Genomic DNA, 15,060 nt, shown 5'->3' on the forward strand with positions numbered 1-15,060 from the left:
GGGTGATGCCAGAGGTCGCGCCGCAGGCACCAGTAACCGACCTGCCGGGTCGGCACTATGAGGGGGTCGATCCGGCACACCGGCCGCAGCCGGCTCCAGTCCGGCGACCAGCGCCGAGCCCTGCCCACCAACCGCTCCCGCTACAGGGCCAGCGGCCGGCGCCGAACCAGGTACGCCCACCACGGCCGAATCGAGCGTGGCAACGATCAGTCGCCCCGATCAGCTCAAAGCGGCGATCGCCATCTCACGCAGGATCGCGCGAGCGCGTGCTGCTGTCGCCGGGGTCGCGCTATGCGGGGTGGAGTTCATCAGACCGAACGCGGCGTGGGCCTTGACCCGCGCCGCGTCCTCGGCCAGTCCGGGGTGCAGTTCGCGCTGCACGCCCACCCAGATCTCGACGTAGCGGCGCTGGAACCGGCGCACTTCGCGGCGCGCGGGCTCGGGGACGTTGTCGAGGTCGCGGTCCTGGATGCGGATCAGTTCGGGCTCGCCGAGGGCGAAATCGAGGTGGAAATCGACCAGCCCGGCGAGCGCCCCGCCGGGCGAGGCAGCATCCGCGACCACTGCCTCGCCGCCTTCGAAGAGCCTGCGGCTGACCCCGACCAGCAGTTCCACCAGCAGCGCTTCCTTGTTCGGGAAGTGCCGGTACACCGCCGGCCCGCTGATGCCGACGGCCGCGCCGAGATCGTCCAGGCGCATGCCGAGGAAACCGCGGTCGGCGATCAGCCGGGCGCCGGCATCGAGCAACTGCCGCCTGCGCTCGGCTTTCTGCTGTTCACGGCGCGTGAGTGTGCCGGTTTCCGTGCCGGTCATCGGCGCTCCTCCCAGCCGGTCTGGACAACTCGGTTAGTCAAGATTAACCTGTATTCCAGTTATCAGCGATTAACTGACCGGCAGGATGGCGTGATGACGATTACCCAGGACCCGCGCGCGAGCGCCGTGGTCTCCGACAACTACGCCGCGCATCAGGCGCTGGTCGGCGAGCTGCGCGAGCGGCTCGCGGCGACCGCGCTCGGCGGTCCCGAGAAGGCCAGGCAGCGCCATATCGCGCGGGGCAAGCTGCTGCCGCGTCAGCGGGTGGATCAGCTGCTCGATCCGGGCAGCCCGTTCCTCGAGCTGTCGCCGCTGGCCGCGAACGGGATGTACGACGACGAATGCCCTGGCGCCGGCGTCATCACCGGCATCGGCCGGGTGTCCGGGCGTGAATGCGTGATCGTGGCCAATGACGCGACGGTCAAGGGCGGCACCTACTACCCGATCTCGGTGAAGAAGCACCTGCGCGCCCAGGAGGTCGCGCTGCAGAACCAGCTGCCGTGCGTCTACCTGGTCGATTCCGGTGGCGCGTACCTACCGCATCAGGACGAGGTGTTCCCCGACCGCGAGCACTTCGGCCGGATCTTCTACAACCAGGCGAATATGAGCGCCAAGGGCATCGCGCAGATCGCGGCGGTGATGGGTTCATGCACCGCCGGCGGGGCGTATGTGCCCGCGATGAGCGATGAAGCGGTGATCGTGCGCGATCAGGGCACCATCTTCCTGGGTGGCCCGCCGCTGGTGAAGGCGGCCACCGGCGAGGTGGTCACCGCCGAGGAACTCGGTGGCGGTGCACTGCATTCGCGGACCTCCGGCGTCACCGACCATCTCGCCGACGACGATCAGGACGCGCTGCGCATCGTGCGGCGCATCGTGAGCACGCTCGGCCCGCGGCCCGAAAGCCCGTGGGAGGTACGCACTCCCATCGAGCCCGCGGCACCGGTCGAGGAGCTCTACGAGGTGGTGCCGGTGGACCTGCGCACCCCGTACGACGTGCGTGAGGTGATCACCCGCATCGTCGACGGCGATCCCGACGGCGGCAGCGGTTTCCACGAATTCAAGGCCGAGTACGGCAAGACGCTGGTCACCGGATTCGCCCATATCCACGGTCATCCGGTCGGCATCGTCGCCAACAATGGCGTGCTGTTCAGCGAATCCGCCATGAAGGGCGCCCATTTCATCGAACTGTGCGACAAGCGCAAGATCCCGCTGCTGTTCCTGCAGAACATCACCGGCTTCATGGTCGGGCGCGATTACGAGGCCGGCGGCATCGCCAAGCACGGCGCGAAGATGGTGACGGCGGTGGCGTGCGCACGCGTGCCGAAGCTGACGGTCGTGATCGGCGGTTCCTACGGTGCGGGCAACTACTCCATGTGCGGGCGCGCGTATTCGCCGCGCTTCCTGTGGATGTGGCCCAATGCCCGGATCTCGGTGATGGGCGGTGAGCAGGCTGCGTCGGTGTTGTCGACGGTGCGCGGCGACCAGCTCGACAGCAGCGGCAAACCCTGGACCGAGGAGGATCAGGAGGCGTTCAAGGCCCCGATCCGGGATCAGTACGAGCGGCAGGGCAACCCCTACTACTCGACCGCGCGGATCTGGGACGACGGCGTGATCGACCCCGCCGACACCAGAACCGTGCTCGGCCTCGCTCTCTCGGTGTGTGCGCAGGCTCCGCTGGAACCTGTCTCCTACGGCGTCTTCCGGATGTGATGACCATGCTGAATACGAATCATCCCGTCGGTTTCGACACCGTGCTGGTCGCCAATCGCGGCGAGATCGCGGTGCGCGTCATCCGCACCTTGCGCGCGATGGGCATCCGCTCGGTGGCGGTCTACAGCGACGCCGACGCCGGTGCCAGGCACGTCCGCGAAGCCGACGTCGCGGTCCGGCTCGGTCCGGCGCCCGCGCGCGAGAGCTATCTCGATATCGCCAAGGTGGTCGACGCCGCCGTACGCACCGGCGCCCAGGCCGTGCATCCCGGCTACGGATTCCTGTCCGAGAATGCCGCTTTCGCCTCCGCGCTGGCCGAGAAGGACATCGTGTTCCTCGGCCCGCCGGCCAAGGCGATCGAGGTGATGGGCGACAAGATCACCGCCAAGAACACCGTCTCCGCGTTCGACGTCCCGGTGGTGCCCGGCATCGCCGAGCCCGGCCTCGATGACGACGCGCTGATCGCCGCCGCGGCCGACATCGGCTACCCGGTGCTGGTCAAGCCGTCGGCCGGTGGTGGCGGCAAGGGCATGCGGCTGGTCCACGAACCCGGTGAGCTGCCTGCCGCGCTGGTCAGCGCCCGGCGCGAAGCCGCGGCGGCGTTCGGCGACGACACCCTGTTCATCGAGCGGTTCGTCACCCGGCCCCGTCATATCGAAGTGCAGATCCTCGCCGACCAGCACGGCAATGTCGTGCACCTGGGCGAACGCGAATGCAGTTTGCAGCGCAGGCATCAGAAGGTCATCGAGGAAGCGCCCTCGCCGCTGCTGGACGCCGCCACCCGAGCCAGGATCGGCGCGGCCGCGTGCAATACCGCTCGCAGCGTCGACTATGTCGGCGCGGGCACGGTGGAATTCATCGTCTCGGCCGACCGCCCGGACGAGTTCTTCTTCATGGAGATGAACACCCGCCTGCAGGTGGAGCATCCGGTGACCGAGATGGTGACCGGCGTGGACCTGGTGGAATGCCAGGTGCGGGTGGCGGCCGGGCAGCGGATCACCTTGGCGCAGGAGGATATCCGGCTCATCGGACATGCCGCCGAGGCGCGGGTCTACGCCGAGGATCCCGGGCGCGGCTTCCTGCCCACCGGCGGCACAGTGGTCGATCTGGCCGAACCGAGCGGCAAGGGTGTGCGGGTGGATTCGGGGCTGCGGGTCGGCACCGTCGTCGGCAGCGATTACGACCCGATGCTGTCGAAGGTCATCGCGCACGGCCCCGACCGGGCGGCCGCACTGGCGGCGTTGGATCGGGCGCTGGGCGAGACCGTCGTACTCGGCGTGACCACCAATATCGAGTTCCTGCGGTTCCTGCTCGAGGACCCGGATGTGGTGGCCGGGCGCCTGGACACCGCGCTGCTGGACCGCAGGGCCGTTGACTTCACACCCGCACCGGTCCCTGACGACGCGTTCGGCGCGGCGGCCGTCTACCACTGGCTGCGCCGCTGGCCTACCGCGCCCGGCGATCCCTGGGATCAGCCGACCGGCTGGCGCATCGGTTCCGCCGCGCCCACCACGATCCGGCTCGAGGGCGGCAGCCGCACCGAGCACGTCCGCCTGACCGGGACCCCGGCGGCCGCGCAACTGCAAGTGGGCGACGACGGTTCGCCGGTCTCGGTGTCCGCCGAGCTCACCGCACCCGGCCTGCTCACGATCACCGTCGACGATCTGCGCCGCGATTACCGCCTCGCCGAACACGACGACCGACTGTGGGTCGCCGGCCCCTTCGGCGTGTGCTCGCTGCGCGAGGTGGCCGAAGTCAACGTCCGCGCGGGCGACGCCGATCTCGGTGACGCCGAAATCCGCAGCCCCATGCCCGGTTCGGTGATCGCGGTACCGGTCGAATCCGGCGCCGAGGTGGCCGCGGGCGCGCCGGTCGTCGTGGTGGAAGCGATGAAGATGGAACATTCGCTGACCGCGCCGATCGCAGGCACCGTCGAAGTGCTGGTCCGCCCCGGCGATCAGGTGAACCTGGACCAGGTGCTCGCCAAGATCCACGCCCCGGCGCAGACGGCCGACTCCCCCACCACCACAGCTGCTGATCGATAGGACCACACGATGACCGACTTCCTTTCCACCGGAACACTTCCCGACGAATACCGCGACCTCGCACTTACCGTCCGCGATTTCGCCAATCAGGTGGTGGCTCCGGTCGCCGCCGAACACGACGCCAACCACACCTTCCCGTACAAGGTGGTCCAGGGCATGGCCGAGATGGGCCTGTTCGGGCTGCCGTTCCCCGAGGAGTACGGCGGCATGGGCGGCGACTACTTCGCGCTGTGCCTGGCGCTCGAGGAACTGGGCAAGGTCGACCAGAGCGTGGCGATCACCCTCGAGGCCGGGGTGTCGCTGGGCGCGATGCCGATCTACCGCTTCGGCACCGAGGACCAGAAGCAGCAGTGGCTGCCCCAGCTCACCAGCGGCCGCAACCTGGCCGCGTTCGGTCTCACCGAACCCGGCGCCGGCAGCGATGCGGGCGGCACCCGCACCACCGCGATCGCCGACGGCGGTGACTGGGTGATCAACGGCAGCAAGCAGTTCATCACCAACTCCGGCACCGATATCACCACCCTGGTGACGGTGACGGCGGTGACCGGCGAATCGGGCGGCAAGAAGGAGATCTCCACCATCCTCGTGCCCACCGACACCCCCGGTTTCGTCGCCGAACCGGCCTACAACAAGGTCGGCTGGAACGCCTCGGACACCCATCCGCTCTCGTTCACCGATGTGCGGGTGCCGCAGGAGAACCTGCTGGGCGAGCGTGGCCGCGGCTACGCCAACTTCCTGCGCATCCTCGACGAGGGCCGCATCGCCATCGCCGCGCTGGCCACCGGTGTGGCGCAGGGCTGCGTGGACGAGAGCGTGCGCTACGCCAAGGAACGCCAGGCCTTCGGCCGGGCGATCGGCACCAACCAGGCCATCGCCTTCAAGATCGCCCGGATGGAGGCCCGCGCCCACACCGCCCGCGCCGCCTACTACGACGCGGCCGCGCTGATGCTGGCCGGCAAGCCGTTCAAGAAGCAGGCCTCGATCGCCAAGCTCATCTCCAGTGAGGCGGCCATGGACAACGCCCGCGACGCCACTCAGATCTTCGGCGGCTACGGCTTCATGAACGAATACCCTGTGGCCAGGCACTACCGCGACAGCAAGATCCTGGAAATCGGTGAGGGCACGACGGAGGTGCAGTTGATGTTGATCGCACGGGAGCTCGGACTGTGAGCGCCGAACAGGACACCGCGCCCGCGCAGCTGCGCCGCGTCGTGCAGACCGGGCTGTGGTTCGAGGAACTGGAGACCGGCGTGCTTTACGAGCACCGGCCCGGCCGCACCATGACCGAAACCGACAATGTGCTGTTCAGCACCCTCACCATGAACCCGCAGGGGCTGCATATCGATGCCGCCTACAGCGAGGCGCAGGAGCCGTTCCATCAGCGGCTGGTGAATTCGCTGTTCACCCTCGGCACCATGGTCGGCCTCGCGGTCGCGCACCTGACCCAGGGCACCACCGTCGCCAACCTCGGCTTCAGCGAAGTGAAGTTCCCGGCGCCGCTGTTCCACGGCGACACCATCTACGCCGAGACCGAGGTGCTGGACAAGCGCCTGTCCAAGAGCAGGCCCGGCGAAGGCATCGTGACCTTCCGGCATACCGCGCGCAACCAGCACGGCACTGTTGTCGCGGTGGCCGTCCGCAACGCGATGATCCGCCTGCGCCCGCAGTCCGGGGACGGTGCGGTGTGAGCCTGCCCTGGGTTCCGGCGGGTCCGGCCTGGCTGTTCTGTCCGGCCGACCGGCCCGAACGTTTCGCGAAGGCCGCCGCCGCGGCCGATGTGGTGATCCTCGATCTGGAAGACGGTGTCGCCGCGGCCGACAAGGCGGCGGCGCGCAAGGCGCTGGTCGAGACCCCGCTCGACCCGGACACCACCATCGTGCGGGTCAACGCCGCGGGCACCGATGAGCACCGCTACGACCTGGCCGCGCTCATCGACACCGGCTATCGCCGGATCATGCTGCCCAAATGCGAGTCGACCGCCCAGCTGGCCGCGCTGTCGGCCTACGAGGTGATCGTGCTGATCGAATCGCCGCTCGGTGCGTTGGAGGTGGCGCGTACCGCGGCGGCCGACAACACCATCGGCGTCATGTGGGGTGCGGAGGATCTGGTCGCCGGACTCGGCGGTGCGTCCAGCAGGCACGCCGACGGCCGCTACCGCGACGTCACCAAGCACGTGCGCTCGACGTCGTTGCTGGCCGCCAAAGCACACGGACGGCTGGCCCTGGACTCGGTGTATCTCGATATCGCCGACCTGGACGGTTTGCGGGCCGAGACCGAGGACGCGGTGGCCGTCGGGTTCGACGTCAAGGTGGGCATTCATCCGAGCCAGATCGCCGTCATCCGGGACGCCTACGCACCCACCGACGACGAACTCGCCTGGGCGCGTGCGGTTCTCGAGCAGGCTCCGCGGCATCGCGGCGTCTTCGCCTACCAGGGTCGCATGGTCGACGCCCCCGTGCTGCGGCACGCCGAGCAGGTCGTCCGGCGCGCCCGCCGCTGATCCACACACCGAGCCAGGAGAACCACGATGCAGCCACAGTGGGTGCCCACCGACCGGGATATCGCCGAGGCGAGAATCACCGATTTCGCCCGTTTCGTCACCGAGCGCACCGGTGTCCCCACACCCGATTACGCCGCGCTGTGGCAGTGGTCGGTGCAGGACCTACCCGGTTTCTGGCATGCACTGTGGGACTATTTCGGGCTCGGGGAGATCGGCGGTGCGGTGCTGGCCGAGGAGACCATGCCCGGTGCGCGCTGGTTTCCCGGCACCCGGTTGAACTATGTGGATCAGGTGGTGCGGCAGTTCCGCACGGACCGTCCGGCGATCGTGGCACTCGCTGACGGTGGCGAGGAGGTCACCGAGGTCTCCTGGACCGAATTGATCGACCGGACCGCCGCATTCGCCCGGACCTTGCGCTCGCTCGGCGTGCGGCCGGGTGACCGGGTGGCCGGCTATCTGCCGAACATCCCCGAGGCCGTGATCTCGTTCCTCGGCACGGCCGCCGTGGGTGCGGTGTGGAGCGCGTGCGGGCAGGACTACACCGCCAAGGCGGCGCTCGACCGGCTCGGTCAGCTCGAACCGACGGTGCTGGTCACCGCCGACGGCTACCGTTTCGGCGGCAAGGAGCACGACAAGCGCGCCGACATCGAACAACTGCGTGCCGGATTGTCGAGTGTGCGCGAGACCATCGTGGTGTCGCGACTCGGGCTCGACGTGCCGGACACGCTGGCCTGGTCCGACGCCGTCGCGGGCACCGACGCCGATCCGGTGATCGAGACCGAAGCCGTCGATTTCGATCACCCGCTGTGGATCGTGTTCTCCTCCGGTACCACCGGCCTGCCCAAGGGTATTGTGCACGGCCATGGCGGCGTGCTGCTCGAACATCTGAAAGCCGTTGCGCTGCAATCCGATATCGGCCCCGACGACACCTTCTTCTGGTACACCAGCCCGAGTTGGATGATGTGGAATTTCCAGGTGGCCGGGCTGCTCGCGGGCGCGACCATCGTCTGCTTCGACGGCAGCCCCACCTATCCCGAACCGGACGCGCTGTGGCGGATCGCCGCGAAGGTGCGCGCGACGGTGCTCGGCACCAGTCCCGGCTATGTGCTGGCCTGCATCAAGGCGGGCTCGGTTCCCAGGGACGAGCACGACCTGTCGGCATTGCGGATGATCGGGATCACCGGCTCGGCGCTGCCGCCGTCGTCGGCACTGTGGTTGCGCGACAACGTCGGTGACCACATTCCGATCTCCTCGATCAGCGGCGGCACCGATGTGGTGTCGGCGTTCATCGGCGGGGTGCGCACGGTGCCGGTGTGGCCGGGTGAGCTGTCGGCGCCGTATCTGGGTGTGGCGCTGGAGGCCTACGACGAGTCGGGGAATCCGGTGCGCGGCGAGGTCGGCGAGCTGGTGGTCACCAGGCCCATGCCGTCCATGCCGGTCAGTTTCTGGAACGATCGGGACGGAAAGCGTTACCACGACGCGTATTTCGACACCTACCCCGGAATCTGGCGGCACGGCGACTGGATCACCATCACCGACCACGGCTCGGTGGTGGTGCACGGGCGTTCCGATTCCACGCTCAACCGGCACGGCATCCGGATGGGCAGCGCCGATATCTATCAGGCGGTGGAACGGCTGCCCGAGGTCGCCGAGGCGCTGGTGATCGGTGCCGAGCAACCCGACGGCGGCTACTGGATGCCGCTGTTCGTGGTACCGGCAGCCGGCGTGGAACTGACCGATGAGCTGGCCGAACAGATCAAGGACGTGATCCGGCGCGAGGTGTCGCCGCGGCACGTGCCCGACGAAATCCTGGCCGCGCCCGCCGTGCCGCACACTCGCACCGGCAAAAAGCTCGAGGTGCCGATCAAGAAGCTGTTCCAGGGCGCGGACCCGGCCCGGGTGGTCGAGCGCAGCGCCGTCGACGACCCTGATCTGCTCGACTGGTACGCACGGATTCGCCCTCCTGGCGGCAGGTGATCCACGACTCACGCCGGGGAGCGCCACATTGCCGCTGGTTACCGAGCGATACCATGACGGAATGAGTGTCGACAATCGCCGTACCGTGCGTGCGAAGAGCAACGGCGACTCGGCGCCACGGGAGATCCGGCGCAGGCCGAAGAACCGGCGAGCCCAGATCGCGGCGGCCGCTGCCTCGGCCTTCGGCTCCCTCGGCTACCACGGTGTCAGCATGGAGGACATCGCCTCGGGTCTCGGCATCAGCTCCGCCGCGCTATACCGGCACTACCCCAGCAAGTACGCCCTTTTCCGGGAGGAACTGCTGCGGGTCGGCCGGGCCATGACCGAATCGGTGCACCTGCCCGAGGACGCCGTCGGCGCAAGCCCCGAGCACCGGCTGCGGCAGGTGCTCGACGCGCTCATCACCGCAACCATCGACAACCGGGCCAGTGTCACCCTGGTGCGCTGGGAGGGTCGCTACCTCGAGCCCGAGGATTCGGATCTGCTCACCGAACAGCAGGCCACGGTCCTCGACGCCCTCGGCGCCGAACTGCACGCGCTGCGGCCCGAGCTCGACGAGGACGATCTGCGGGTACTGCGCGCGGCCATGCTGAGCACCATCACCAGCATCGCCGATCACCATGCCGCGCTCCCCGCGAAATCGCTTACCCGCCTGCTGTCCTCGGCCTGCTGGGATATCGCACAGGCCGAGCTGCCCGCCGTCGGGGACGCTGTGGAACCCGCCGCGGCGGCGGAGATCCCGGATTCGTTCAAGCACGAACTGCTGCTGCGCAAGGCCGTCGAGCTGTTCCACGATCGCGGGTATCCGAACGTCAGTGTGGAAGATATCGCGACCGCGGCCGGGCTGTCGGCGGCGTCGGCGGTGTATCGGTTCTATCGCGGTAAGAGCGATCTGCTGGCGGCGGCGTTCCGCCGTGCGGCCGAACGGGTTTCGAGTGCGATCGGGCCCGCGGTCGCGTCGGCCGACAGCGCCGAGGCTGCGCTGGTCTCGCTGATCGATCAGTACGTGGCGGGCTCGTTCACCGAGCGGGCGCTGACCTTCGTCTACTACACCGAGTTCCAGCACGTTCCGGCCGAGGAACGCACGGTGCTGCGCAATATCCAGCGGCTCAGCGTCGAGGAATGGGCGCGGCTGGTGCGTGAGGTGCGTCCGGAACTCGCGCCGGCCGAATCGCGGTTCCTGGTGCACGCCGCCTTCGCTTTGGTGGTGGATCTGGGGCGGTCGTTCGGTACCGCGCCGATCGCCTCGCAGGGGCGGGTGGCCGCGCTGATGCAGATCGTATTGTTCGGGCGCCGCGGGCAGGCCTGATTCCCGCTCACCGGGCGGCCCTAGGGCTCGGCGCGGTCCGTCGGCGCCGGGATATGTTACGGCTCATTCTTTCTATCTGTGAGGCAACAGTAGTCGTTATAGGCCCTTTTGTGATTTAAGATTCACTTCTCCCGCGCGGGGAGAAAGTGCGCGTGAGGCAGTGCTTCGCCGGGCTATCATCGCCGCATGGGAGCCCGGAACCGCCGCTCGACGCGGGAGACGACCGCGGGCGAGACCACCGGGTCTCGGTCGGTGCGGCGCAGGCCGCGCGATCGCCGCGCGCAGATCGCCGCCGCGTCGGCCGAGGCGTTCGGATCACTCGGCTACCACGGGGTCAGCATGGAGGACATCGCCTCCCGCCTCGACATCAGCTCTACCGCGCTGTACCGGCACTACCCCAGCAAATACGCGCTCTTCCGCGAGGAGACGCTGCGGCTGGGCCGGTTGAGTGTGGAGGCGGTGCGGCTGCCGGAGGACGCGCGACTGTGGACCGCGCGCGAACGGCTCGAACACGAGCTGGACGCGCTGATCGGCGCCTCCATCGTCAACCGGCGCAGCGCCGCCCTGCTGCGCTGGCAGCGACGCTACCTCGAACCCGATGACGCCGACCTGCTGCACGAGCAGCTCACGGTGGTCGACAGCGCCCTGCGCGACACCCTCGGCGAATACCGCCCCGAGCTGGCCGGACGCGACTGCGCGGTGCTGTCGGCGGCGCTGCTGAGCGTGCTCAGCAGCATCGGTGACCACCACGTGGCCATTCCGGTGCGCTCATTGACCGAACAGCTCGGCACCGCCTGCCGTGCGCTGGCCGACACCCGGCTACCCGCCCCCGGCGACGACACCGAGACCACCACGGCGCGCGAGATCCCGCTGACCTTCAAACACGAACTGCTGCTGGTGCGCGCGGTGGAACTGTTCCACGAACGTGGCTACCCGAATGTGAGTGTGGAAGACATCGCCACCGCCGCAGGACTGCCCGCCTCCTCGGCGGTCTATCGGTTCTATCGCGGCAAGGGCGATATCCTCGCCGCCGCGTTTCGCCGTGCGGCCGACCGGGTTTCGGCCGCCATCGGCCCCGCCGTCGCCGGCTCCGACGGACCCGAACAGGCCCTGCACACCCTCATCGACCTGTTCGTCGACGGCTCGTTCGCCGAACGCGAGCTGACCTTCGTCTACTACGCCGAGATCAGCAATGTGCCCGCCGAGGAACGCACCGTGCTGCGAAACATCCAGCGGCTCAACGTCGAAGAGTGGGCCAAGCTGCTCACGGCGGTGCGGCCCGAGCTGCCCGCCGCGTCCGCGCGAGTACTCGTACACGCCGCGCTGGCCATGGTGGTCGATCTCGGGCAGCGGTTCGGTTCGGTGGATCCGGCCTGCTCACGCCGGCGGGTGGCGGCATTGATGCGGCAGGTGCTGTTCGGGCGGTGATCTGCGGCCGTCAGGGTTGCGGTGACGGCGCCAGCGGTGCGTTCATATCGTTGACCAGCCAGCGATCGCCGGTCTTCTCCATCCGCATCACCATCGACAGCTGCCCCGGCGCTGGCTGCCCCTGGGTGCCGAGGCTGGTGATGGTCTGGCCGATCACCACGATGGCCTCCGCGGAGGTCTGGTCACCGGATTTGATCGCGCACTGCACATCACTGGCCGCCGAGACGACCTGGCCCTGCGCGAGCACCTCACGCAACTCCTGGCTGGTGGCTTCGAACTGCTGGCGCCAATCGCCGGTGGCGCCGTCGAGCACCGCTCGGAAGTACGGGTCGAGGTTCTTGGCGTCATAGTTGGCCAGCACGGGTGCGTACGCGCAGGCGGCCTGGCGGGCCTCCTCCTGGGCGGCCAGCACCGCTTCCTTGTCGCGATCCTGCATGGAGAAGTACAGGGTCGAGGCGGCACAGGCGACCAGCAGTAACGCCACGGCGCACCGGGCCGCGAGGACGCGCATACCGGGGCGCTGCCCGTCCCGGCGGCCGATCGCCGCGGACAGTCGACGTAGGGGCCGCTTGCGCGATCCGGTGACCGTATCGGCTGTGGTCACCGCCGAATCGACGTCGCTGTGCGTGGCGTCGGGGGTCTTCGACAGGCTCGGTACGTGCGCGCTCGCACCCCCGGCGGGTGCGACTTGCCTGGCGCCTTGTGAAATCTGCTCACCGGCCGGCAGATCGGCAGCCACGTCGGGCGCGGCCGAGTCGACGGCCAGCTCAGTCGCGCGGTCCGATTCCTGCGAGGCCGCCGGCTCAGCGGAGCCGCCCCCGCCCGCGGCCGTATTGGTGCCGCGCGACTTCGGTGCGGCCCGCTCCACGGCAACGCGCAGTTCGTTCACGGCATCCTGGGCGGCAGGGTCGGTGTCGTTGGTGCTCATACTGTTTCGGTCCTATCTGCCGGGGATCGGGCGGGAGAGTTCGTTGCCGGTGGCGCCGGGCGGCGGGCCCGCGGTGTTGTCGGGGACATTCGGCCGCGGCGCGTTGGCGGAGCCGCGGATCTGCAACGCCGGGTCGCTGGTGATGCAGTAGTTGTAGAGGCGCACCCGGGTGTCGGTGGTCGGGGTGGTCGGGACGACGGGGATGGTGTCGTATTCGCAAGTCGGGCGCGGCCACGGGTCGACGAGGGTGTGGTAGGCGCCGTCGTGGGCGGGGATGCCGATGGCGGCCGAGCCTTCGCGCAGCGCGGGGAAGAGCGCGGCGATGGCGGGGGCGCGCAGCTTGGCCGCCTTGGTGATGGCGACGAAGTTGGTGACCAGATTGGTGATCGGGTCCTCGGTGGCCCGCACGAAGCCGCCGAGGGTTGCCAGCTGATCGGGGGCCAGATCGAGGAAGCGGCGCACCTCCTGATCGGCGGCGGTGAGCTGGTCGAACAGCGCGCCCGCACCGGTGGTGAGCGTGGTCAGGTCGGGTTGGGCGTGCGATGTGGTCTCGGCGATGACGCCGAGATTCTCGATCAACTGCCGGGTCTGCGGCAGCAGATCGCTGAGCCCGGCCATGGCCCGGCTGATCCCGGAAATCATGTTGCGCAACCGATCCGGACCGCCGGCCAGCGCCTTGTCGAGCTCGTCGACGATGACGGTGAGCCGCTCCGGATTCAGCCCGCCGATCAAGCCGCTGACGTTGGTCAGCACCGACTGCACCGACACCGGCGTCGAGGTATGCGCCACGTCCACCACCGCGCCGTCCTGCAAATAAGGACCGGAATCGGCATCGGGCCGGAAGTCGAGGTACTGCTCACCCGCCGCCGACAACCGGCCCACGGCGACGGTGCCGCCCACCGGAATCTTGGCCGACGAATCGATCTGGGCCACCGCCGCGATGCCGGTCTCGGTAACCCGAACATCACTCACCCGGCCGACCCGGGTACCACGGAAGGTGACATCGTTGCCCGGCAGCAGACCGCCGGAACCACGCAGCTCGACGGTCACCGCATAGCTGTTGGGCAGCGGTTTGATCCGCAGCACCTCCGCACCGAGATACCAGGACCCGAGCACGAGGATCACCACGAGCCCGAGGTTCGCGACCGCGACGCGACGGCGAACCAGGTAATTCCACAGCGGGATGTTCACCGCTCACCACCTTGCGGGGCCGGGTGCGGCGCGGGCGCCTGCTGCCCTGGCCCCGGTTGAGGCGGGCTGGTGACCCGGCCGATCACCTTCTGAATCACCTGCGCGAGGCTGCCGATGAACGCGGGCACGTCGCCGACCTCGGGCAGCCGGCTGCCGGTCGGGTCGGTCAACGCGCCGACACTGAGGTAAGACACGGTTGCCGCGACGGCCAGTGTCGGCCCCTCGAGGGTGGCCTCGAGCGAGGGATAGATCGAATGGAATCGCTCGAGCAGTTGCCCGAGATCACCACCCATCTGGGTGAAGCCCGACATCAGCCGCTGGATGCTGTCGAACAGGCTGACGAAATCCTCGCCGGTGGTGTTGGTGAAATCGCCGAGCGCGGCCATGGTGACCGAGACCTTGTTGATCAGCGCGGAGATATCGCGATTGTTCTCGGCCACCAGCCCGAGCAGCCCAGGGAAGGTATCGGCCGCCTGCCCCAATTCCGCCTTGCGCGCGGCGAGTTCACCGGTCAGCACATTCACCCCGGACAGCACACTGTCGATATCGCCGGTGCGGGCATTGAGCGCGGCGAGCACACTGGTGAGCTCGGTGATCATGTGCGCCAGCTGGGGCGCGCGGCCGCCGAACATCGAATCCATCTGCGCGGTGATCTCGGCGGCCTGATTGAGCCCGCCGCCGTTGATCAGCATCGACACCGACACCATGAGCTCTTCCACCGAGGCACCGGCGCCGGTGTGATCGGTGCTGATGATGTCGCCGGGTTGCAGCAGTTCGGTGTCGGGAGAGGCCGGTGGCAGCGTCATCGCGATGAAGATGTCGCCGAGCGGGGTGGCCTGGCGCAATTCGGCGGTGGTGCCACGTGGCAGCTTGATGTCCTCGCGAATCAGCATTTCCACGTCGGCGATGAAATTCGTGGTGGAGATATCGGTGACGACGCCGATATCGGTGCCGCCGATCTTCACGTGCGCGCGGTCGGGCAGGTTCAGCGCATCGCGGAAGGCGGCGCGGATGGTGTAGCCGGGGCCGCCGATACCGGGTTTGGGCATCGGCACGTTCTCCACCGTGATGCCGCAGCCGGTGGCCGCACCCACGGTGAGGATCACCGCGCACGCGCCGAGTGCCCTGCGGATCAGCACTGTCCTGCGAATCATCACTC

General features: G+C 68.6%; 12 protein-coding genes. 8 read left to right on the plus strand and 4 right to left on the minus strand.

Annotated features, from left to right (window positions below):
- Positions 1–219: 219 nt before the first annotated feature.
- The gene (locus tag RJ05_RS21945) at positions 220–813 is read right to left on the minus strand and encodes an SACE_7040 family transcriptional regulator (protein ID WP_036540171.1); all 594 of its coding nucleotides are present in this window, start codon (positions 811–813) and stop codon (positions 220–222) included.
- 93 nt (positions 814–906) lie between these two features.
- Between RJ05_RS21945 and RJ05_RS21950 the strand changes: the two genes are divergently transcribed.
- The 8 genes from RJ05_RS21950 (at position 907) to RJ05_RS21985 (ending at position 11,782) form a co-directional block, all read left to right on the plus strand.
- Positions 907–2,523, plus strand: coding sequence for a carboxyl transferase domain-containing protein (locus RJ05_RS21950; protein WP_051016804.1), 1,617 nt, complete (start codon positions 907–909; stop codon positions 2,521–2,523).
- A gap of 5 nt (positions 2,524–2,528) precedes the next feature.
- Entirely contained in the window at positions 2,529–4,568 is a 2,040-nt protein-coding gene (locus RJ05_RS21955) for an acetyl/propionyl/methylcrotonyl-CoA carboxylase subunit alpha (RefSeq protein ID WP_036540206.1), read from the plus strand.
- A 9-nt stretch (positions 4,569–4,577) separates the two neighbouring features.
- Positions 4,578–5,738, plus strand: a complete 1,161-nt coding sequence (locus tag RJ05_RS21960; RefSeq protein ID WP_036540173.1) for an acyl-CoA dehydrogenase family protein — start codon at positions 4,578–4,580, stop codon at positions 5,736–5,738.
- Positions 5,735–6,256 (plus strand): MaoC family dehydratase, encoded by a 522-nt coding sequence (locus RJ05_RS21965; RefSeq protein WP_036540174.1) that lies wholly within the window; start codon positions 5,735–5,737, stop codon positions 6,254–6,256. Before RJ05_RS21960 ends, RJ05_RS21965 begins: the two co-directional genes overlap by 4 nt.
- A 2-nt stretch (positions 6,257–6,258) precedes the next feature.
- Positions 6,259–7,068, plus strand: a complete 810-nt coding sequence (locus RJ05_RS21970) for an HpcH/HpaI aldolase/citrate lyase family protein (RefSeq protein ID WP_036540208.1) — start codon at positions 6,259–6,261, stop codon at positions 7,066–7,068.
- A 27-nt stretch (positions 7,069–7,095) separates the two neighbouring features.
- Positions 7,096–9,045, plus strand: a complete 1,950-nt coding sequence (locus RJ05_RS21975) for an acetoacetate--CoA ligase (RefSeq protein ID WP_036540176.1) — start codon at positions 7,096–7,098, stop codon at positions 9,043–9,045.
- Positions 9,046–9,106: 61 nt separating this feature from the next.
- Positions 9,107–10,354: a TetR/AcrR family transcriptional regulator gene (locus tag RJ05_RS21980; protein WP_036540178.1), complete on the plus strand. Its 1,248-nt coding sequence runs from the start codon at positions 9,107–9,109 to the stop codon at positions 10,352–10,354.
- Positions 10,355–10,540: 186 nt separating this feature from the next.
- Complete coding sequence (locus RJ05_RS21985; RefSeq protein WP_036540179.1) at positions 10,541–11,782, plus strand: TetR/AcrR family transcriptional regulator; 1,242 nt, start codon at positions 10,541–10,543, stop codon at positions 11,780–11,782.
- Between the two features lie 10 nt (positions 11,783–11,792).
- Here RJ05_RS21985 and RJ05_RS21990 read toward each other — a convergent pair whose 3' ends face one another.
- The 3 genes from RJ05_RS21990 to RJ05_RS22000 are packed head-to-tail and all read right to left on the minus strand — an operon-like array spanning position 11,793 to position 15,055.
- Positions 11,793–12,710: a hypothetical protein gene (locus RJ05_RS21990; RefSeq protein WP_249040509.1), complete on the minus strand. Its 918-nt coding sequence runs from the start codon at positions 12,708–12,710 to the stop codon at positions 11,793–11,795.
- A gap of 12 nt (positions 12,711–12,722) precedes the next feature.
- On the minus strand, positions 12,723–13,901 hold the full coding sequence (locus RJ05_RS21995; RefSeq protein WP_036540181.1) for an MCE family protein: 1,179 nt from the start codon (positions 13,899–13,901) through the stop codon (positions 12,723–12,725).
- Positions 13,898–15,055 carry an MCE family protein gene (locus RJ05_RS22000; protein WP_036540214.1) on the minus strand — a complete coding sequence of 386 codons (1,158 nt, stop codon included), beginning with the start codon at positions 15,053–15,055 and terminating at the stop codon, positions 13,898–13,900. The genes RJ05_RS21995 and RJ05_RS22000 overlap by 4 nt, the downstream gene beginning before the upstream one ends.
- Positions 15,056–15,060 lie beyond the last annotated feature (5 nt).

The sequence above is a fragment of the Nocardia cyriacigeorgica NBRC 100375 genome (genome assembly GCF_000308555.1).
Classification (GTDB): Bacteria; Actinomycetota; Actinomycetes; order Mycobacteriales; family Mycobacteriaceae; genus Nocardia; species Nocardia cyriacigeorgica.